Below are 19940 nucleotides of genomic sequence, written 5' to 3'. Positions count from 1 at the left end.
GGCCCGTCTCCAACCTGGAAGAAGGCCCCCGACATGGGAGAAGGCCCCCCGGAAGCCATCCGGGAGGCCCTCTGTCGCGCTGTCGTGCTCAGTCGGGGATCAGCCCATGCAGAGTGCGTAGACGGTGCCGCTGGAGTTCTTGCCGCTCACGGTCCAGCTGGAGGAGCCGCTGGGCGCGCTCGTGTAGATCTGACCGGAAGAGCTGCCGCCACCGCCACCGCCACCGCCACCGCCACCGGGGCTGCTGCTGAAGCCGCCGCCCGTGACGACCTTGCCCGCACCGCAGCTCACGGTCTCGCTTCCGCCCTGACCGCCGAAGGTGAAGGAGTCGGTGACGGTGGTGATGGTGGGCTTGGCGCCGGTGCCGTCCTTACCCGCGGGACCCGCGGGACCGGTCGGACCCGCCGGGCCGGCCGGGCCGGCCGGACCCTGAGCACCCTTGGCACCGTCCTCGCCGTCCTTACCGGGGAGACCAGGCTTGCCGTCGGCACCGGGCTTGCCGGGGAGACCGTCCTTGCCGTCCTTGCCGTTGAAGCCGTTCCGGCCGTCCTTGCCGTTCTTGCCGTCGACACCCTTCAGCCCCTGCGGGCCGGTGTCGCCCTTGGGACCCTGCGGGCCGGTGTCACCCTTCGGCCCCTGCGGACCGGTGGCACCGTCCTTGCCGTCGGCGCCCTTCGCCCCGGGGGCGCCGTCCTTGCCGTCCTCGCCCTTCGGACCCTGAGCACCGGTGTCGCCCTTGGGGCCCTGCGGACCGGTGGCACCGTCCTTGCCGTTCTTGCCGTCGACACCCTTCAGCCCCTGCGGGCCGGTGTCGCCCTTGAGACCCTGCGCACCGCGCGGTCCCTGCGGTCCCTGCGGTCCGGCGGTGGCGACGCCCTGCTGGCCCTCGCTCTCCTGGCCCCATCTGATCCGGATCTCGGTGGGCTTGCACTTGGCCGTCGCATTGACGATGCGGGCGTAGCGCGTCTGCTTGTGGACACACGCGTGGATCTCCGCACCCGCCGACGCGGCTACGGCACTGCCGCTCGCGGTGAACAACGTTCCGGCGAGCACACCAACGGTCACGACGGCGAGCGTGCGTCCGCCCGGCAACTTGATAGCCACTGGGCTTCCTTTCTGCGACACCAGAGTCTGGTGTGATGGGAGAGATACACGTAGTACACGGTTCGACCGTTCCAATGGTTGACCCGTGAAACATCACACTTTGATCTCGGAAGCACAAATGTCCGGATGCCTGCCGACAGCGGCCGCGTGCGGGATAATCGGGCCGTTCGGGGGAACCCGCCCGCTGGGCGTGGACGAACAACACAGGGAACCAACCGGGTTCTCCAGACGCGGAGGCCACCGTGCCGACCATCGACCCGACGGACACGGCCCCACAAGACCGTTCCGAACGGGAACCGTACCTGCCGCCCGCGACCCAACCGGTCCGCACCCTGGTGTGGGCGTTGCATCTGGCACTGCCGATGCTCGGACTCTGGCTGCTGCTGGCCCAGCCCGACCTGAACATCGTCCTGCAGGACAATCCCAGTCATTTCTGGTTGATCATCACTGTCGCCGGGATCAGCCTGGTTCTGGGCCTCATGATCAGCGAGGCGTCGGCCAGGCGGGCGGACGCACGCCTGCTCCTGGTCTCGCTGGTCTTCCTGAGCAGTGCCGGATCCTTCCTGGTGCACGGGCTGAGCACCCCGGGCATCATCCTGGGCACCCCGAGCCACGGGTTCGACCTGTCCCACCCGGTGGGCCTCCTCATCGCCTCGGTGTTCGCGTTCATATCGGCGCTGCCCCTGGGGGGCCGAGCGGCCGAGATCGTCCTGCGGCGCCAGATGTGGCTACGCGGCGGTCTGGCCACCCTGATCACCGGGTGGGGTGTCGCCTGCCTGGTGCCCGGCCTGACCCCGCTGAGCGACGCGCCCCCCGAGGGCACCGGCCTGGGCGGCCTGGAGTGGGTCGGGGTGGCCCTGTACCTGGTGGCGGCCGCGATGATGTTCCAGCTGCACCGTGGCCGCCCCGCGGTCGTGCTGATCAGCCTGGTCACCGCGTACGCGCTGCTCGCCGAGTCCCTGGTCGCGGGGTTGTCCCACCACAACTGGCACCTGTCGTGGTGGCTCTGGCACGTGCTGCTGACCACCGCGTTCCTCTTCGTCGCCTACAGCGCCTACCTGCAGTTCCGGCGGGAGGGCACGAGCGCCGGGCTGTTCGACTCGGTGGCGCTGTCGGCGACGGTCCGCAGGATCAGAGCCGACTACGAGGCCGCCCTGGAGGAACTCGTCGGCCACCTGCGGCGCAGGGAGGAGAGCAGGGTTCCGATCGCGGACAGGCTGGCGGGCAAGTTCGGGCTCACCGAGTCCCAGGTGGCGGTGCTCGACCGGGCGGGTGAGGCACTGGCCAACGAGCGGGAGCTGACCGACAGGCTCGCCGCGCTGGTCGAAGTGGGCAGGCAGGCCCGCGTGGGCCTGCCGGAGCGCGAACTGCTGGCGCAGAGCCTCGACCGCGTACGGCAGGCGTACGGAGACGTCCGGATCAAGCTGGTCGACAACGGCCGGGTCACCGTGAACTCCAGGGAGTACGGTCCGAAGGACTTCCCCGGCGACCAGCCGATCCGGCTGGAGAGGAAGGTCGTCCACCCCCTGACCGTGAAGGGCAGGCTCGCCGGGGCGCTGGAGATGCCGACCGGCAGGACCCCGCAGGACGAGGCGCTCGCCGCCATGCTGGCCGGTCAGCTGTCCATCTCCCTGGAGAACGCCCGCCTCTACAGCGAGCTGGAGACCCTCTTTCGGCAGTACATGTCGCCGGACGTGGCCCAGTCCCTGCTGGCCGACCCGCAGACCGCGGCGCTCGGCGGCGAGTTGGTCGAACTGACCGCGCTCTTCGCCGACCTGAAGGGCTTCACGAGCTTCTCCGAGCGGGTGGCGCCCGGCGAGATCGTCGAGATGCTGAACCGCTACCACACCGCGGCCGTGCCCATCGTGCTCGGCAACGGCGGCACGATCGTGCAGTTCGTGGGTGACGCGCTGCTCGCGCTGTTCAACGCCCCCGCCCGGCAGTCCGACCACGCCCTCGCCGCGGTGCGGGCGGGCCTGGCGATGCAGGAGGCCGCCGAGAAGATCGCGGCGGGGATGCCCGGCTATCCCCGCTTCAGGATTGGGATCAATACCGGTGAGGCGCTTGTCGGAAACATCGGCAGCCCCGAGCTTCGCGGTTTCAACGCGATGGGCGACTGCGTCAACGTGGCCGCCAGACTTGAGGGAATCGCCGATCCCGGCAGCGTCGTGATCGGCCAGAGCACCCTCGACCTGATCGGCCCCCGGGCCCAGACTCGTTCCCTGGGCCCGCTCAACCTCAAGGGCAGGGAACAACCCGTCCATGCCCACGTGCTGTCCGGGCTCTCGTAGCAGCACCTCTCGCCCCGGGAGCCGTACGGACACGATCGAGATCACCATGAGGTGGTTATGACTTCTTCCCCCGAACCAGGTGAGTTCATCACATTGCTCACGAGCGATGAGGTAGCGGCTCTGTACGCCGCCGGGCGTCCCCGGCGCTGGGACAGGGGCGCGACGATGTTCACCGAAGGCGACGTGAACGACTGGGTGGTCATCCTGACATCCGGCCGGGTCAAGGTGTCCTCGCACACCGCGATCGGCAGCGAGGTGGTCCTGGCGATCCGGGGACCCGGGGCGTTGCTCGGCGAGTTCGCGGCGATCGACGGGCTGCCCAGGTCCGCCACGATCACCGCCCTCGAACCCGTCGAAGGAGTCACGGTCCGCGACTTTCCCGCCTACCTGCGGGACCACGGGAGGGTCGCGGTGCTGCTCATGCGGATGGTGATCGGCAAGATGCGCGACTCCGACCGCAAGCGGATCGAGTACGGCGCGTTCGACACCACGGGCCGGGTGGCCACCCGGCTGGTCGAGCTGGCCGAGCGGTACGGCGAGCCCACCAACGGCGGGGTCCGGGTGACGTTGCCGCTCTCCCAGGACGAGCTGGCCGGCTGGACCGGAGCCTCCCGCGAGGCGGTCAGCAAGGCGTTGCGCTCCCTGCGCGACCGCGGGCTGATCGAGACGGGCCGCCGCCGCGTGATCATCCACGATTTGGAGGGCCTGCGCAGACGGGCGCGCTGAGGGCGCGCCGGACGACCGGCGCGGGGGCGCGCCTACCCGCGAGAGGGAAAACGTCGCCCCCGGCGGTGACGAGCACCACGATCACCGCCTCCGGCCCGGCCCGGGACGCGATCCGGACGGGCGTGCCGTGCCCCGCCACCCGGCTGCCGTCCGCGCCGGATGTGGCCTGACACGAGGCGCGAGCGGGTTGGACGTGCTCTGTGGCGGGTCTGGATCAAGATCGACGTACAACGTACGTCAGACTGTAGCTCATGGTCGCAATCCCCCAAGACCTGCCCGGATCCCCTGAATACCTATCCAAACTCCGGTACGCGTGGCGGGTCTGCTCGGTCACCAGCCTCGGCATGGTCATGATCGGCATCTCCGGCAGCACACTGAACGTCGCACTTCCCACCGTGGTCAGGCACTTTCACGCGGACGCGTTCGCGGCCGGCTGGGTCCTGCTGGCCTTCCTCCTCGTCAACACCGCGACGCTGGTGTTCTTCGGCCGGGTGGCCGACCTGCTCGGCCGACGGGAGATCTATCTGGCGGGGTTCCTCCTGTTCACCGTCGGATCGCTGCTCGCCGGGCTCTCACCCGGCGTCTGGTTCCTGATCGCGATGCGCGCCGTGCAGGCGATCGGAGCCGCGATGGTCCTCGCCAACGGAACCGTGATCATCACCGACGCCTTCCCGCCGGACAGGCTCAGCCAGGGCATGGGCGTCTACATCGGCACCCTCTCGGTCGCCCAGCTCGCCGGCCCCACCCTGGGCGGCCTCATCGCCGAGACCGCCGGCTGGCAGTGGATCTTCTGGATGAACGTACCGGCCGGGCTGACCGCCCTGGTCTGGGGAGCGCTCACGCTGCGCCGGGGGCCCCGGGGGGCGCGCAGGCCGGTGGACGCGCTCGGCAACCTGATCGTGTTCGCCGCCCTCTCCGCGGCCCTGATCGCGCTCTCCGAGGCGGGGTCCCGGGGCCTGTCCAGCCCCGTGGTGACCGTCGGCATGGCGATCGCGGTGGCGCTGGTCCCGGTGCTGGTCCTGGTGGAGCGCCGGGCGTCGCACCCCGTACTCAACGTGCGCCTGTTCGGCGAGCGCATGCTGGCCTTCGCCAACCTCGCCTCCTTCTGCAACGCGCTGGCGCGCTCGGCGCTGATCCTGCTGGTCGCCCTCTACTTCCAGGCCGCCAGGGGCGTCGACGCCGTCACCGCGGCCCTGGGCGTGCTCCCTGTCCCGATCGGCATGGCCCTGGCCTCCCCGGTCACCGGCGCCCTCGGCCGCCGGATCAGGCCGTACGCGCTGTCGGTGGGGGGCACCCTGATGAGCGCGGCCGGGCTGGGCATCCTGCTCCTGAACACCGCTCCCGCCACGCCGTACTGGATCATCGGGGTTGGCCTGTTCCTGTGTGGCTGCGGCAGCGGCACCTTCCTGACCGGCAACACCACCCAGGTCATGGCGGCTCTGCCGGCGGGGAGCCTGGGAGTGGTGAACGGCTTCCGGCTTATGATCATGAATGTCGGGATCGTGCTGGGGGTCGCCCTCACGCTCAGCGTGCTGACCGGCTCGGTCAGCGCCGAGCTACGCGGGCAGGTGTACGCGGGCACGCTGTCGCGCCTCTCCCCCGTCGCCGTGGACCACCTGATGGCCGGCTTCCAGCGGACCTACGCGGTCCTGTTCTCCGTCGCCCTGTGCGGGGCCGTCGCCGCGGCGCTGGCCCGCCCTCGCCGTCCCCTTCGGGTGGCCGGGAACGACTGATCGGCTCGGCGGCGGGCCCGATAACCGGACATGGCCCCGTACCAGCGTGTCTCCCCCTCCTTGTGCGACATGGCCGACACAATGGAGACGGCCCGCCTGATCAGGATGGATGCCGGCACCCCCGCCCGGGTCGTCCCGGACATGTCTTCTCCCCAGAAACCCGCGTCGCACCGCCCCTCGGGTGTCCGACAGGAGGAGCACATGCGTTTCGTCACACGGATCGGGATGGCCACCGCGCTCATGATGAGTCCGGGCGTTCCGATGGAACCGGACGCCACCCCCACACCCACGCCCACATCCAGCCCCACGACGACGTCCACACCCACCCCCAGCGCCACCCCTACCCCCACACCCACACCCAGCGCCACAGTGACGTCCAGCGCCACCTCCGACACCACCGCCACCGTCACCACCAAAAACCACCAGACGGTGACAATGCCCCCTATAGGGGGCAGAAACACCATCCCCAAGGCGCTGAAGAACGTCCCGTCGCTCCGCATCCTTCCCCCGTGGCCCCGCCAGGCCAGCCACGTCCGGATATTCGTGCACTGCCCTCCCTCGTCGAACCACGCGATCGTCGGCTCCACCGCGTTCAACCTGAAGGGGTCGAGCCGTCTCTACCGGGAGATCGGGATAGGACTCTCCAACAGGGGACTGATGCACCACAGCGCGTCCATCTCCTACTACGCCCTGCCGGGACCCCACGGGGCCTGCCTGAAGTGCGTGAAGATCACGATGAACAAGAAAACCCGGATCAGGCGGATCCGGGTGACCGGCCGGGCCTCCGCCCCGCTCTTCGTACGGAGGTTCAGCATCTGGCAGTTCTTCGACTGATCGGGTGTCGCCAACGAGTCCGATCCTCGTGGCTCTCACCTGAGCCACGAGGATCGGACCCGTGCTTCCCGGAAGCGGAGACGGCGGTCAGGAGCCGATCTTGCCGCCCCTCGTGTGCCAGGCGACCACGACGGACGGGCGAGGCTGGGAGGTGCCGCCGTCCGGCCAGTGGCTGCTGGGAGCCTCGGGGGTGGCGCCGTTGGTCTCGCCGGGGTGTTGCACGGCCACGAAGACGCTGCGCTGGTCCGCACTGACCAGCGGGCCGCAGGTCTCCGCGCCGACCGGCACGCTCAGGAACTGCTTGAGGTGGCCGCGCTCGGAACCACGGACCGGCATGACGAACAGGCCGTCGTTGGCACCGAGCTGGCTGCCGTCCGTGGCGATCCAGAGGTTACCGTCGGCGTCGAAGGCCACGTTGTCCGGGCAGGAGATCGCCGAGACCTTGGTCTTGTCGAACCCGGCGAAGTAGGTCGCGGGGTCGTTCGGATCGCCGCAGACCAGCGGCAGGGACCAGGCGAAGGTCGTGGCCCCGGCGTCGTTCCGCCGCTCGACGATCTCCAGGATGTGGCCGTGCTTGTTGGCCGGGCGCGGGTTGGCCTCGTCCACCTGGGCCGGAGTCCGGTTGGTGTTGTTGGTCAGCGCCACGTAGACGCCGCCGGTGACGGGGTTGCGCTCCACGTCCTCGGGGCGGTCCATCTTGGTCGCCCCGACCTTGTCGGCCGCCACCCGGGTGTAGACGAGCACCTCCGCGGCCGTCATCCCCGGCACGTGCGAGACGTCACCGGTGACCAGCGGGATCCACTCGCCCGAGCCGTCGAACTGCCCGTCGGCCGGGAGCCTGCCGGTGCCGTCGATCTCGGTGGCGGGGCTGTCTCCGGTGAATTTGGCCACGTACAGCGTGCCGTCGTCCAGCAGGTCCCGGTTGTTCCGGTCGAAGCCGGGAATGTAGCGCTTCCTGGAGACGAACTTGTAGACGTACTCGAACCGGGAGTCGTCCCCCATGTAGGCCACCACCCGGCCGTCGGCGGCCAGGGAGGTGGTGGCGCCCTCGTGGGCCAGCCTGCCCAGGGCGGTGCGCTTGATCGGGGTGGAGTCCGGATCGAACGGGTCGATCTCCACGATCCAGCCGGTACGGTTGATCTCGTTCGGGTGTTTCGCCAGGTCGAACCGGTCCTCGACCCGGTCGAACCTGCGGTTTCCACTCGGGATGCCCGTCGTGGCGCTCACCCCGTACCGGGTGAGGTAGGGCTTCTGCGCCTCGGGCACGCCGTTGCCGTTGACGAAGTACTGGTTGAAGTTCTCCTCGCCACTGAGCACCGTGCCCCACGGCGTGGTGCCGCCCGCGCAGTTGTTCAGCATGCCGACCGGCGTGGTGCCCCTCGGGTCGGCCGCGGTCTTCAGCAGGTCACTGCCGGCCGCCGGGCCGGTGAACCTCATCCGGGTCTGCACGGTGATGCGACGGTTGTAGCGACGGGAGCCCTTGGTCACCAGCCTCCACTGGCCGGAGGCGCCCACCCGCTCGACCTCGACCACCGAGCCGCCGTGCGCGGCCATCGCGATCCTGATCTGCTCCTCCGTCGCGGCGGTGCCGTCCGTGTAACCGCGGAACATCAGGTTCTCGTCGGTGTACTCGTGGTTGACCCAGAGCAGGCCACGGTGCTGCCCCAGCTGGAAGAGCGTCACGTAGTCGCAGTTGTAGCCGAACTGCTTGGCCTGCGCGGCGGCCGTCTGGTTCTCGAAGTCGAACGCCGGAGCGCCGGGCAGCACCGGGTCACCCCAGCCCACCACGACCGCCGACAGGTAGCCCGTGGGGACCGTCACCTTGTCGTCGGTGTTCGGCGCGATGGCGGTGAAGCGCGGGCCGCCCTTCCGGCCGGTGGCCTTCGCCCCCCGGTCCGGGTCGGCGACGGCCGGGAGCGCCGTACCGACCCCCACCCCCGCGACGACGGCGCCCAGGGCACCCGCGCGCAGCACCCCGCGCCGGGTCATCGCCTCGGCGACCACGTCGCCGAAGTAGGCGTTGTCACTGGTGTTCATCACATCGTGGGCGCACTGGTCACCGCAACGGAACCGGCAGGTGAGCGCGCTGCGGCCACCCTTGTGAGGGCTCATGAGCAGGGGCAGCAGGCGACGCGGCGACATGTTCGCCACAGGGTCCTCCAAAAAGGGGTGGAGTCTTACCGCCCGGACGCTACGTGCGCCGGCCAAACCTGAGGTGAACGACATTTGCCCGGACGGTGAACCGTTCGGTGGAGCGGGCCCGGCGATCATCGGGATCGAGCAGCTCGGCGGTGTCCTGTCGTCGGGACGGCCCGCTCCGGCGGGCATCATGGAGGGCGTGCCGCCTTACAAGCCCGACCCCGCCAAGGTTCACGCCGTTCTCGACACCCAGCTGAGCTCCCTCGACGAGCCGCCCTACGACGGCCCTACCGGGGTCACGGCGCTGCTGGACGCCTGCGTGAGCGTGGTGCTGCGAGCCTTCGAGCGCGAGATCCGCCCGGAACGGGAGATCACCCGCTTCGCCGTACGGCACCTGCTGGACAGGCTGGCGACGGCCGCTCCCGGCCGGACCGTCGAGGTCCGGGTCCCGCCCTACGCGGCGGTGCAGTGCGTGGAAGGTCCCCGGCACACCCGCGGCACCCCGCCCAACGTGGTGGAGACCGACGCGCGCACCTGGCTGGACCTGGCCACCGGCCGTCTGACCTGGTCTGCGGCGATGGCCGCCGGTAAGGTCGCGGCGAGCGGAGCCCGCGCCGACCTGTCGGAGCATCTGCCTCTGCGATAGCCCTCGCCGTTCCCCGGCACATGGTGGGACGCTGAGCCTCTCTGGAGGCTCAGCGCCCCACCGCCCCTCAGGAGGTGGGCTGGAGCCGGACGCCGAGCCTGTCCTCGATGCAGCGCTGCTGTAGCTCCGGTGGCAGGTTGGCGCAGTCGCCGATCTTGCTGTAAAGCCAGCTCAGGAACGCCGCCGCGATGATCAGAGTGAGGACGCTCAGCGCTATGCCCACCCAGGCCCTGCCCGGGGCGGACTTCTTGACGAGCGCGACGATGCCGACGATCAGGCCGATGATCGCCACCAGCACACCGAGGCCGCAGACGACGAGCGACACGATGGCCACGATCCCGAGCACGAGCGCGGCGGTGCCGAGCCCGTCGCTCTGCCTGCGCCCCTCACCCGGATACGCCGGGTAAGGCGCGGCGCCCGGATAGGCGGGCATGCCAGGCGGCGGGTACGGCGGCGGCTGGTAGGGGCCTGGCGCACCCTGAGGCGGCTGGTAAGGGCCTGGCGCGCCCTGAGGCGGCTGGTAGGGGCCCTCCGCGGACGGCGGCTGCGGGCCGGGACCTCCGTAGGGCTGCCCGGCCTGCTGGGCCTCCCCGTATCTCGGCTGCTCCCCGTAGGCGTGCCGGCCCGAATAGCCCGGCTGGGGAGTGCCGGGAGCGGGCTCGGTGGGCCGAGGCTGGGCCGCGGGTTCCGCCGAGGGCTCAGGCGGTTCGTAGCGCGAGGGCTGGGTGGGGCCGGGGTGATCAGGACCGCCCGGAGCCTCCGAGGCGCCCTCCCAGCCGGGATACGCGGCGGGCGTGGCACCGGGCACGGGGTGCGGCGGCCGTTCCTCCGGTTCGGGGACTTCCCGCTCCCGCCCACCGGACTCCGGCGTCTCGTCCCCCTTGGGCGCGTCCGGATCACCGGCCTGGTCAGGCTGGGGGACCTCCGGCGCGACCGGCGTGTCCGGGTGCGGCGGCACCCTCGGCTCTTCGGGAACGGGGGGCGGTGGCCGGTTCGGCGTCTCGCCGGGGTCGGGTACGGGCGACTCGGGATCCGGCTCCTTCCACGGCTCCCGCCGCGGATCGGGCTGGTTCGGGTCCACAGGTGTTGTCACGTCTCTTCTCCCGACGCTTGGGCATGCCGGATATCTCACACTCCCCTGTCACCTGCCGACGAAACAGGCTGACACGGCAAAACACCGATGATCGTTCGGTCAGGGTGCGACATGCCACGGAACGGACCCTAGGTGCGAGCAGGGAAGAAGCCGACCTAGAATGAAGCATGTGTTGAAGGGCGACGGCCATCTGAGCCATGACCTTGACCCCCACGACCGGCCTCCGAAGGACGCATGTGGCGTCTTCGGGGTCTGGGCTCCTGGGGAGGAAGTCTCCAAACTCACCTACTACGGACTGTACGCGTTACAGCACCGCGGTCAGGAGTCCGCGGGCATCGCGGTCAGCGAGGGCAGCAGGATCCTCGTCTACAAGGACATGGGACTGGTCTCCCAGGTCTTCGACGAGTCCGTGCTCGGCACCCTCCGCGGCCACCTGGCGATCGGCCACTGCCGCTACTCGACGACCGGGTCGAGCGTCTGGGAGAACGCGCAGCCGACGCTGAGCTCGACCGAGGGTGGCGGGCTCGCACTCGCCCACAACGGAAACCTGATCAACACCCCGGTGCTGGCCAGGCGTCTGGCCCCGGGGTCCACCCGGGCGACCACCGACACCGAGGTGCTGACGTCGCTGCTGGCCCAGGACCGCAGCCAGTCCATCGACGACGCGGCCGCCGAACTTCTTCCGCAGGTCAGGGGCGCCTACTCGCTCGTCTTCATGGACGAGCGGACACTTTACGCGGCCCGTGACCCCCAGGGCGTCCGCCCGCTGGTCCTGGGGCGCCTGGAGCGCGGCTGGGTGGTCGCCTCCGAGACCGCGGCCCTGGACATCGTGGGCGCCACGTTCGTCCGCGAGATCGAACCGGGTGAGCTGATCACCATCGACGAGCGCGGCGTGCGCTCGCGGAAGTTCGCGCTCGCCGAACCCAAGGGCTGCCTGTTCGAGTACGTCTACCTGGCCCGCCCGGACACCACGATCGCCGGGCGCGGCGTGCAGACCACGCGCGTCGAGATCGGCCGCATGCTGGCCCGCGAGCACCCGGTCGAGGCCGACCTGGTCATCCCCACGCCCGAGTCGGGCACCCCCGCCGCCGTCGGCTACGCCGAGGAGAGCGGGATCCCGTACGGCCAGGGCCTGGTCAAGAACTCCTACGTGGGCCGGACCTTCATCCAGCCGTCCCAGACGATCCGCCAGCTGGGCATCCGCCTGAAGCTCAACCCGCTGAAGGAGGTCGTCGCCGGCAAGCGCCTGATCGTCGTGGACGACTCGATCGTCCGGGGCAACACCCAGCGGGCGATCGTCAAGATGCTGCGCGAGGCGGGCGCCAGGGAGGTGCACGTCCGGATCTCCTCCCCGCCGGTCAGCTGGCCGTGCTTCTACGGCATCGACTTCGCCACCCGGGCCGAGCTGATCGCCGGTTCGCTCAGCGTGGAGGAGATCCGCGCCTCGCTCGGCGCCGACTCGCTCGGATACATCTCGCTGGAGGGCCTGACCAAGGCCACCACGATCCCCGCCGACCGGCTCTGCCGCGCCTGCTTCGACGGTAACTACCCGATCCCGATCGACCAGGACAACGTGGGCAAATACGTGCTGGAGGCCAAGCATTGAGCAGGTCAGGCAGTCAGACCGCCCGGCCGACGAGAGAGGCCCCATGACCAGCTACGCGGCCGCAGGAGTGGACATCGACGCGGGTGAGCGCGCCGTCGAGTTGATGAGGTCGAAGGTCGCGCGGGCCCGGCGGCCCGAGGTCGTGGACGACGCCAGCGGCTTCGCCGGCCTCTTCGACGCCTCGGCCCTGCTGTCGTACCGGCGGCCGCTGCTCACCACGTCGACCGACGGCGTCGGCACCAAGGTCATGCTGGCCCAGCGGCTGGGCAAGCACGACACGATCGGCCTCGACCTGGTCGGCATGGTCGTGGACGACCTGGTGGTCTGCGGTGCCGAGCCACTGTTCATGACCGACTACATCGCCTGCGGCAAGGTCGTTCCCGAGCGGATCGCCGAGATCGTGGGCGGCATCGCCGAGGGCTGCCGCCTGGCGGGCTGCGCCCTCATCGGCGGGGAGACCGCCGAGCATCCCGGAGCCATGGGCGCCGACGAGTACGACCTCGCGGGTGCCGCCACCGGCGTGGTGGAGGCCGACCGGATGCTCGGCCGGGACAGGGTCCGCGAGGGCGACGTGGTCCTCGCGCTGGCCTCCTCCGGCGTGCACTCCAACGGCTACTCGCTGGTCCGGCACATCATCGACCGGGCCGGGCTGTCGCTGGAGGCCGAACTGCCCGAGCTGGGCCGGACGCTGGGCGAGGAGCTGCTGGAGCCGACCAGGATCTACTCACTCGACTGCCTGGAGCTGGCCCGCACGGTCGACGTCCACGCGTACGCGCACATCACGGGCGGCGGCCTGGCGAGCAACCTGGCCCGTTCGCTGCCCGACGGGCTGGACGCGCTGCTCGACCGCTCGTCATGGACCCCGCCCGCCGTCTTCGAGGTGCTCGCCGGACACGGCCAGGTGGCCCAGGCCGACATGGACCGCACGTTCAACCTGGGCGTGGGCATGACCGCGATCGTCGCCGCGGAGGCCGTGCAGCCCGCCCTGGCGCTGCTCGGCGAGCGTGACCTTCCGGCCTGGGTGCTCGGCGAGATCGTCGAGGGCTCCGGCCAGGCACGTTTCCGATGACCCGATGGATCTTCCCCGCCCCGGGCCGGGGCGGGGAAGATCCCGGATGAGTCGAGTACCACGAAAAGCGCCCCGGACCACCGGAGCGCCGCATATTGTCGACTCCCAGCGAGAAGGACACCCGGCCGCTATGTGCTCACCGCCGGGTGCCCTGCTCACCGTCAAACCGAAACCCGCCTAGCGGCGCCCGGATGTCCCGTCGTCGCGGTCATCCTTGGAGCCGAAGTCATCGGCGTAATCGGCGTACCGATCCGCCAGCTCGTCGTAGGCGTCGTTGGAGTCGTCGTTGTGGTTGGAGTCGTCTCTGACTCCGAGCTCGTCGCGAAGACGCTCAAGATCAGTGCCACCGCTGTTGTACTTCAGCTGGCGAGCAACCTTGACCTGCTTGGCCTTTGCTCGGCCGCGCCCCATTGGCTCGACCCCCTCGTGTGGGGTCGTGCCCGACCCCTCGTCGCTAACGCACCACGCACTGACGCCACCTGACTTGAGGCGCCAGCTCTCGTTCGCCTACAACCGTACCCGTTTTACGCCCGGCTCGGTACGCCGTATGGGCGTGTGGGGCTAGTGGCCCAGCCAAATGCCCCTAATTCGCCCGACTTCCGACATTCTTCGCTCAGCCAGCCTATCGGCTGCGACAGCCGGAGGAACGCCGTCCTCCGCCGCAGTGGAGAAGATCTTAAGAGTCGTGTCGTAGATCTGGGTGGCCTTTGCCCGCGCCCGGTCCATGTCGAACCCGGCGATCTCGTCCGCGACCTGGATCACCCCGCCGGAGTTGACCACGTAGTCGGGCGCGTAGAGGATTCCCCGGTCGGCGAGCTGCTTCTCCACGCCGGGATGGGCCAGCTGGTTGTTGGCCCCGCCGCAGACGATCGTGGCGCGCAGGCGGGCCACCGTCTCGTCGTCCAGCGCCCCGCCGAGGGAGCACGGCGCGTAGACGTCGATGTCGGATCCGGTGAGCTCCAGCCGGTCGGCGACCACCTCCACCCGCGGGTGACGCCGCAGCAGCCGCTCCACGGCCGCCTCGCTCACGTCGCAGACCACGACCTCGGCGCCGTCCTCGACCAGGTGATCGACCAGGCGGTGGCCGACCTTGCCCACGCCCTCGACACCGACGCGCCTGCCGCGCAGCGTCGGCGTGCCGTAGGTGTACTCGGCGGCGGCGCGCATGCCCTGGAAAACGCCGTAGGCGGTCAGGATCGACGAGTCCCCGGCTCCGCCGTTGGCCAGCGTGCGGCCGGTCACGTAGGAGCTCTCGCGGGCCACGACGTCCATGTCCTCGCTGTAGGTGCCGACGTCACACGCGGTGTAGTAGCGGCCCCCGAGTGACTGGACGAACCGGCCGTAGGCGCGCAGCAGCGCCTCGCTCTTGTCCTTCGCCGGGTCGCCGATGATGACGGCCTTGCCGCCACCGAGGTCGAGTCCCGCCAGGGCGTTCTTGTAGGCCATCGCCCGTGAGAGATTGAGCACGTCCGCCAGCGCGGCCTGCTCGCTCTCGTAGGGGTAGAACCTGGTGCCGCCCAGGCCTGGGCCCAGGGCCGTGTTGTGGATGGCGATGATGGCCCGCAGGCCACTGCGCTCGTCGGAGCAGAAAACGACCTGCTCGTGCCTGCTCTGGCCGGTTACCGGGCCCGCGTCCTTGTGGGACAGCCCGAAGACGTCGGTCACTGTGGTGACTCCCAGTCGTCCGTTCCCGCCGCTCCGTTGCGGCGGAGATCGCCTTCAGCGTAACCACAAGCCCGCAGCGGGACGACTCACGCGAAGGTCTCATCACGCTTGACGAGGGGGCCGCCTCGCCGCCGTGGTTCCCGCGTTCGAAACGGTCAGGCCCTCGAAGGAGCGGAGGAGTCGCCCGGACGGCGGCCACGAAAGCCGGTCCGGTACGGACAGCGGCCCGTCGTTCGTGACACGATGCGGACGTGCTGCCCTACGCCGCGTACCTCCGCGTCTACGAGCCACTGGTCGCGTTCACCCCCGCGGAACGCGTCTCGTGGGCCGCCTACGCCGAGGCGGCCGACCGACCGCGCCGAGCCGGCGCCCTCCACGCCGAACACGGCGAGGCGGTGCGGCGCCTCCTGGGGATCCCACCGGCCCCGGCACCCGCCCAGGAGAGCCCCAACGCCTATCTGAGGCGCGTGGAGGAGGTCCTGTACGTCTGCCCATGGCAGAGCAGGCTGAGGTCGTGGCTGGCCTTCTCACGCTTCCGTGGGGCGACCCCGCCCAAGCTGATGGAGCGGTTCGTGCCACCCGCCGTCGCGGAGCAGACCGCCGACGACTTCGACCGGTTCAAGCGCCGTACCGACTCGGCCGCGCTGCGCACGCACATCCGCGGCTCCACCTGGCACGTTCCGACCTCGTGGTTCGTCCCCTTCGACGGCAACGAGCGCTGGCTGGTCATCGACGGCGACGGGAGCCAGGGGGGCACGACCACCACGCGCAATCTGATCTACGTCACCTCCATGGCCCATGCCAGGCGCCGCAGCGCCCGTGCCCTGCAGATCATCAGGAGGCAGGTCGGCGAGGTCTCGATCACCGCCGAGGTCGAGGACGTGGCGCGCTGGCTGGAGGAGTTCCACCCGCATTCGCTGGTCGAGCTCGACTACGGCGGCATCGTCAACCTCATGGACGACGAGACACTCCAGGCCGACGAGTCCGTGGCGGAACTCGCGGCGGCGCTGACAGGTCTGGAAAAAGGCGAGGAAGAACTGGCGTTCGCCATGTACCAGCGCGTCATCCTCCGCTGGCGATCAATACAACTTCTCGAATCGGCAAACTGACTCGCAAATCATCCCTTCGACCTGCGTAAGTAGGTCCGTCGATGACCGGGGATGCACCTACGAACTGAGTAGTTTGCCGTTTTCACTGCGATACCACGAAACGTGTCGCTAGAATCACCGAGCGTGACAACAACACGTGCACAAGAGAGATGAGTCACTCAAAGACTCGCCAATCGCTCTACGTGGCTGTATGGTCACATCGGGTGATGCCGTATATGGCCCAAACTGCCGCACGCAATGGCCATAGGCGGACATCCGTGACAAGCGTCAAGTCGCAGGATCGCTGTCGCCGGTCCACATGGAGGAGAGGCCGCACAAATGTCAGCTCGTACACCCGAGGCAGAGCCGCTGCTCACCCCGGCGGAGGTCGCAACCATGTTCCGCGTCGATCCCAAGACCGTGACCCGGTGGGCGAAGGCGGGCAAGTTGACGTCCATCCGCACCCTGGGTGGACACCGCCGGTACCGGGAGACCGAGGTTCGCGCGCTGCTCGCGGGGATTCCGCAGCAGCGCTCAGAGTAAGACGGGGGCCGTCACTGACCTAGGGGGATTGGTGCGCGCTCACCCTGTGAGCGCGTAGGCCACACAGGTTTATGGGGAGCGGCGTCGCCCGCCCGGCGCCGCCCCAGCCACCTGCCCGGTGTCCTTCCCGGACCGTGGATCAGCTCGTCTGTTCCCGGAGCAGGTTGTCCAGCAACTCGCCGACCTGCGAGTCGTGCCTGGCCGCCACACCGAGCAGCGCCACCATGTGGTCGACCAGCATGCGCTCCAGGGTCGGCCGCTCGATGTCGCGGTGCTCCAGCCAGTCGAGGCCCGCGGTCTCGACGGAGGCGATCCAGGAACGCAGCGTGATGCGGAGCGCGGGGCCGGGCTCCTCGACCCGCATCTGCTTCATGATCAGTATGAACAGCCGGTTCCTGACCGAGTCGACGATCTCCCCGATGTCGCCGCTGCGGTTGGCGGGACCGCCCCTGAGCAGCGCGGCGAAACCCGCCGCGTGCTCCTCCACGAAGTCGAAGTATCGGGTGAGCCCTCCAGCCAGCTCGTCCAGCGGGCGGCCGTCCTCGTGGGGCTTGAGCCTTGCCTCCAACTGGGCCGCGGCGCTTTTCAGCGCGGCGACGTAGAGCTCCTGCTTGCCGCCGAAGTAGTGGTAGACCAGAGCCCGCGACGCGCCGGCCGCGGAGGCCACGTCATCGATCGACACGTCTTCCGCGTCCCGCCTGCTGAACAGCTCCAGGGCCGCCGCCATGAGCTCCTCACGGCGCCGGTCCACGCTGAGCCTGCGCCGCGCCGGTCGCGCGTCACCCGCCGCAGGTTTCGCCTGTTCGGCGGCTCCGGATGTCGAACCCACACCGTGCAGACTATCGGAGTCGGTACGCACGGCGTTGAGGTCAAGATCGGAGTTCCCTACCCCAAAGGCCGTACCCCATTCGGAACTCGATCGTTTTGAGTGACAGGTGCCCATCCACCATCGCGGGGGAGAGCCATGTCAGGACCGCCGGTCAACACCACCGTCACCCGAGCCCGCGGGTTCGCCGAGCCCGTCTTATCCGACGGGTGCGGACCACGCCCGAGACCCACGATCCGCAATGTGGCCGAACGGGCCGGTGTCTCCAAATCACTGGTCTCGCTCGTCCTGCGCGGATCGCCACACGTCAGCGAGCATCGCAGGCAGGCCGTGCTCCAGGCGGCCAGAGACCTCGGCTACCGGCCCAACGCGGTCGCGCGCAGCCTGGTCGAGGGCCGTACCCATCTGGTCGGGGCGCTCGTCGCCGACCTGCACAACCCGTTCTACGCCGAGTTCCTGGACGGCCTGCAGGAGAGCCTGCACGGCGACGGGCTGAGGCTCCTCATCGGCAACAGCCAGTGGGACCCCGCCTTCGAGGACGAGGCGGTCGAGGCATTCCTCGAACTGCGCGTCGACGGGCTCGTCCTGCTCGGCATCGCGCCCACCAGCGGCACGCTCATCGAGGCCACCGGCTACACGCCCACGGTCGTGGTGGGCGAGCGCGACATCGACCTCGGCGGCGTGGACATCGTCGTCGACGACGACCAACTCGGCGCCCGCCTGGCCGTCGACCACCTCGTGGAGCTCGGCCACCGCCGAATCGCCCACATAGAGGCCTCGGGCATCTCCTCCGGGCGCTTCCGGTGCGAGGGTTACCTGGTCGCGATGCGCAGGCACTCCCTGGCCCCGTACATCATGGTCGAGGAGGGGGCCTCCAGCGAGGAGGGCGGCGCGCGGGCCGCGCACAGCCTGCTCACCCGCGACCCCCGGCCCACAGCGATCTTCGCCGCCAACGACCTGGTGGCCATGGGCGTGCTCTCCGCGGCCGCCGAGCTGGGCCTGCGGGTTCCCGAGGACCTGTCCGTGGTCGGGTACGACAACATCCACCGTGCCGGGACCCAGCCGATCTCGCTGACCACCGTGGACCAGCCCCGCCGCGCCATGGGCCGTTCCGCCGCCGCGCTGCTGAACGACCGGATCGGCGACCCCGGCAAGGCCGCACGCCTGCGCCAGGTCGCGCCGCAGCTGGTCGTACGGAACAGCACGAGTTCCACCGAGCGCTGAAGCGCCTGCCTGGAGCGTTACAGGACGCCCAGGCAGGCTTCATCAACTCCCCAAAATCAGGTCAACATCGCGAACGCCGGTGTGCCGCCGGTGTTGACTCTGGCCGAGACGAGGGGGGTAACAATGCGTGATCCAGAACTGGTGTCATGCGCCCAGCGGGCCGCCGCCGAGCTTGAGCGGGCGTGGGCGCACTGGCGGGCCGCCCGGGGCCGCAGCGGAGACGCCGGAGCCGAGTCCGTCGCCAGTTACGTGGCCCATTCGATCGACCACCCGTGGGGGCGTCCGCGCGTGGTCCTCGGGCTGGACGCCGAGGACGCCAGGGAACTCGCCTCGCTCCTGCAGAAGCAGGAGGTCGGCGAGCACGCCTGGTAACAGAAGGTGACAGCCGGGTACATATCGCGACAACGGCCTAGCCATGGCGTCGCGCCGCGTAAGTTGGGTGGTTGACGACCTACTTGGGGGCGATGAGCGTGACCGGCAGAGCACTCGCGACGGCCCTTGTCCTGTGCGGCCTGAGCGCCGCCGCCTGCGGCGGCGGCACCGCGGACCTCGCGCGAGATCGTGTGGGAGTCCCACCGGCGGCCGCCACGACCGCCCGCCCCGTGACCGGCGACATGGCCGCCCCCCTGACCGGCCCCGCGGCCGGCGTGGCGAGCGGTTCCACGGCGAGTCCCACCGCAGCCGGAAAACCGCTGAGCGGCAAGGTCGTGGTCATCGACCCCGGCCACAACGGGCAGAACTACCGCCACCCCGCGGAGATCAACAAGCAGGTCGACGTGCTGACCAAGCGGAAGGCCTGCGACACCACGGGCACCGCCACCGCGAACGGCTACAGCGAGGCCGCCTTCGCCTGGGACGTCTCCCAGCGCCTGGACAAGATCCTCAAGAGCCGGGGCGCGAAGGTGGTGCTGACCCGCCAGAACAACAACGGCGTCGGACCGTGCATCACCCAGCGGGCCGCGATCGGCAACAAGGCCAAGGCGAACGCGGCGATCTCGATTCACGCCGACGGGGCGGGCCCCGCCAACCACGGCTTCCACGTGATCATGCCGAAGAAGATCAACGGCCCGGTCGACCCGGTGGTCAAGGACTCCGCGAGGCTCGGCATCGACGTGCGCGACGCCATGAGGCGCGGCACCGGCCTGTCGTACTCCACCTACATCGGCAAGGCGGCCCTGGACTACCGCAACGACCTCGGCGGACTGAACCTCTCCACGGTTCCCAAGGTCCTCGTCGAGTGCGGCAACATGAAGAACCCGACCGAGGCGGCCAAGTTCCAGCAGGCGGCGTTCCGGCAGAAGATCGCGCTCTCCCTGGCCAACGGGCTGCAGCAGTACCTGACCCACTGAGGCC

The 19940-nt window shown here is 69.7% G+C and carries 18 protein-coding genes; 12 read left to right on the top strand and 6 right to left on the bottom strand.

The window, feature by feature from the left end; all coding sequences use genetic code 11:
* Positions 1–99: 99 nt before the first annotated feature.
* The gene (locus tag ABT061_RS44650; RefSeq protein ID WP_350929759.1) at positions 100–1104 is read right to left on the bottom strand and encodes a collagen-like domain-containing protein; all 1005 of its coding nucleotides are present in this window, start codon (positions 1102–1104) and stop codon (positions 100–102) included.
* A gap of 242 nt (positions 1105–1346) precedes the next feature.
* Between ABT061_RS44650 and ABT061_RS44645 the strand changes: the two genes are divergently transcribed.
* The 4 genes from ABT061_RS44645 (at position 1347) to ABT061_RS44630 (ending at position 6688) form a co-directional block, all read left to right on the top strand.
* A complete protein-coding gene (locus ABT061_RS44645) occupies positions 1347–3395 on the top strand; it encodes an adenylate/guanylate cyclase domain-containing protein (protein ID WP_350929758.1) in 2049 nt (682 codons plus the stop codon).
* 57 nt (positions 3396–3452) lie between these two features.
* Positions 3453–4121, top strand: a complete 669-nt coding sequence (locus ABT061_RS44640; protein ID WP_350929757.1) for a Crp/Fnr family transcriptional regulator — start codon at positions 3453–3455, stop codon at positions 4119–4121.
* A gap of 251 nt (positions 4122–4372) precedes the next feature.
* Entirely contained in the window at positions 4373–5854 is a 1482-nt protein-coding gene (locus ABT061_RS44635) for an MFS transporter (RefSeq protein WP_350929756.1), read from the top strand.
* A 201-nt stretch (positions 5855–6055) separates the two neighbouring features.
* The gene (locus tag ABT061_RS44630) at positions 6056–6688 is read left to right on the top strand and encodes a hypothetical protein (RefSeq protein WP_350929755.1); all 633 of its coding nucleotides are present in this window, start codon (positions 6056–6058) and stop codon (positions 6686–6688) included.
* 87 nt (positions 6689–6775) lie between these two features.
* Here the strand turns inward: ABT061_RS44630 and ABT061_RS44625 are convergent, their stop codons facing one another.
* A complete protein-coding gene (locus ABT061_RS44625) occupies positions 6776–8839 on the bottom strand; it encodes a PhoX family protein (protein ID WP_502991617.1) in 2064 nt (687 codons plus the stop codon).
* 64 nt (positions 8840–8903) lie between these two features.
* On the opposite strand from ABT061_RS44625, the gene ABT061_RS44620 reads away from it, so the two are divergent.
* Positions 8904–9473 carry a sterol carrier family protein gene (locus ABT061_RS44620; protein WP_502991616.1) on the top strand — a complete coding sequence of 190 codons (570 nt, stop codon included), beginning with the start codon at positions 8904–8906 and terminating at the stop codon, positions 9471–9473.
* A gap of 67 nt (positions 9474–9540) precedes the next feature.
* Here the strand turns inward: ABT061_RS44620 and ABT061_RS44615 are convergent, their stop codons facing one another.
* Positions 9541–10566, bottom strand: a complete 1026-nt coding sequence (locus ABT061_RS44615; protein WP_350929754.1) for a hypothetical protein — start codon at positions 10564–10566, stop codon at positions 9541–9543.
* 160 nt (positions 10567–10726) lie between these two features.
* Between ABT061_RS44615 and purF the strand changes: the two genes are divergently transcribed.
* Both purF and purM read left to right on the top strand, forming a co-directional pair.
* Positions 10727–12172 carry an amidophosphoribosyltransferase gene (gene purF / locus ABT061_RS44610; RefSeq protein ID WP_350929753.1) on the top strand — a complete coding sequence of 482 codons (1446 nt, stop codon included), beginning with the start codon at positions 10727–10729 and terminating at the stop codon, positions 12170–12172.
* A gap of 43 nt (positions 12173–12215) precedes the next feature.
* Positions 12216–13241 carry a phosphoribosylformylglycinamidine cyclo-ligase gene (purM, locus tag ABT061_RS44605; protein ID WP_350929752.1) on the top strand — a complete coding sequence of 342 codons (1026 nt, stop codon included), beginning with the start codon at positions 12216–12218 and terminating at the stop codon, positions 13239–13241.
* A gap of 177 nt (positions 13242–13418) precedes the next feature.
* Here the strand turns inward: purM and ABT061_RS44600 are convergent, their stop codons facing one another.
* Both ABT061_RS44600 and ABT061_RS44595 read right to left on the bottom strand, forming a co-directional pair.
* Entirely contained in the window at positions 13419–13652 is a 234-nt protein-coding gene (locus ABT061_RS44600; RefSeq protein WP_030917477.1) for a DUF3073 domain-containing protein, read from the bottom strand.
* Between the two features lie 150 nt (positions 13653–13802).
* Complete coding sequence (locus tag ABT061_RS44595) at positions 13803–14906, bottom strand: Glu/Leu/Phe/Val family dehydrogenase (protein ID WP_350929751.1); 1104 nt, start codon at positions 14904–14906, stop codon at positions 13803–13805.
* Between the two features lie 251 nt (positions 14907–15157).
* On the opposite strand from ABT061_RS44595, the gene ABT061_RS44590 reads away from it, so the two are divergent.
* Complete coding sequence (locus tag ABT061_RS44590) at positions 15158–16015, top strand: DUF8083 family protein (protein ID WP_350929750.1); 858 nt, start codon at positions 15158–15160, stop codon at positions 16013–16015.
* 318 nt (positions 16016–16333) lie between these two features.
* Entirely contained in the window at positions 16334–16537 is a 204-nt protein-coding gene (bldC, locus tag ABT061_RS44585; RefSeq protein WP_013133571.1) for a developmental transcriptional regulator BldC, read from the top strand.
* Between the two features lie 139 nt (positions 16538–16676).
* On the opposite strand, the gene ABT061_RS44580 is transcribed toward bldC, so the two are convergent.
* Positions 16677–17366 carry a TetR/AcrR family transcriptional regulator gene (locus ABT061_RS44580; protein WP_350929749.1) on the bottom strand — a complete coding sequence of 230 codons (690 nt, stop codon included), beginning with the start codon at positions 17364–17366 and terminating at the stop codon, positions 16677–16679.
* A gap of 135 nt (positions 17367–17501) precedes the next feature.
* Between ABT061_RS44580 and ABT061_RS44575 the strand changes: the two genes are divergently transcribed.
* The 3 genes from ABT061_RS44575 (at position 17502) to ABT061_RS44565 (ending at position 19936) form a co-directional block, all read left to right on the top strand.
* Positions 17502–18587 (top strand): LacI family DNA-binding transcriptional regulator, encoded by a 1086-nt coding sequence (locus ABT061_RS44575; protein WP_451935509.1) that lies wholly within the window; start codon positions 17502–17504, stop codon positions 18585–18587.
* Between the two features lie 123 nt (positions 18588–18710).
* Positions 18711–18959 carry a hypothetical protein gene (locus ABT061_RS44570; RefSeq protein ID WP_030917491.1) on the top strand — a complete coding sequence of 83 codons (249 nt, stop codon included), beginning with the start codon at positions 18711–18713 and terminating at the stop codon, positions 18957–18959.
* Between the two features lie 71 nt (positions 18960–19030).
* Positions 19031–19936, top strand: coding sequence for an N-acetylmuramoyl-L-alanine amidase (locus tag ABT061_RS44565; protein WP_350929747.1), 906 nt, complete (start codon positions 19031–19033; stop codon positions 19934–19936).
* Positions 19937–19940: the final 4 nt, after the last annotated feature.

It is taken from the genome of Streptosporangium sp. NPDC002544 (assembly GCF_040295965.1).
Classification (GTDB): Bacteria; Actinomycetota; Actinomycetes; order Streptosporangiales; family Streptosporangiaceae; genus Streptosporangium.
Note: the sequence above shows the minus strand (reverse complement) of the source record. Positions and strands in the feature narration are given on the sequence as shown.

Excerpts from the sequence above, each read along its gene's own strand:
- ABT061_RS44640 (WP_350929757.1), top strand. The coding sequence starts at position 3,453 with ATGACTTCTTCCCCCGAACCAGGTGAGTTCATCACATTGCTCACGAGC.
- ABT061_RS44635 (WP_350929756.1), top strand. The coding sequence starts at position 4,373 with ATGGTCGCAATCCCCCAAGACCTGCCCGGATCCCCTGAATACCTATCC.
- ABT061_RS44630 (WP_350929755.1), top strand. The coding sequence starts at position 6,056 with ATGCGTTTCGTCACACGGATCGGGATGGCCACCGCGCTCATGATGAGT.
- purF (WP_350929753.1), top strand. The coding sequence starts at position 10,727 with ATGAAGCATGTGTTGAAGGGCGACGGCCATCTGAGCCATGACCTTGAC.
- purM (WP_350929752.1), top strand. The coding sequence starts at position 12,216 with ATGACCAGCTACGCGGCCGCAGGAGTGGACATCGACGCGGGTGAGCGC.
- ABT061_RS44600 (WP_030917477.1), bottom strand. The coding sequence starts at position 13,652 with ATGGGGCGCGGCCGAGCAAAGGCCAAGCAGGTCAAGGTTGCTCGCCAG.
- bldC (WP_013133571.1), top strand. The coding sequence starts at position 16,334 with ATGTCAGCTCGTACACCCGAGGCAGAGCCGCTGCTCACCCCGGCGGAG.
- ABT061_RS44575 (WP_451935509.1), top strand. The coding sequence starts at position 17,502 with ATGTCAGGACCGCCGGTCAACACCACCGTCACCCGAGCCCGCGGGTTC.
- ABT061_RS44570 (WP_030917491.1), top strand. The coding sequence starts at position 18,711 with ATGCGTGATCCAGAACTGGTGTCATGCGCCCAGCGGGCCGCCGCCGAG.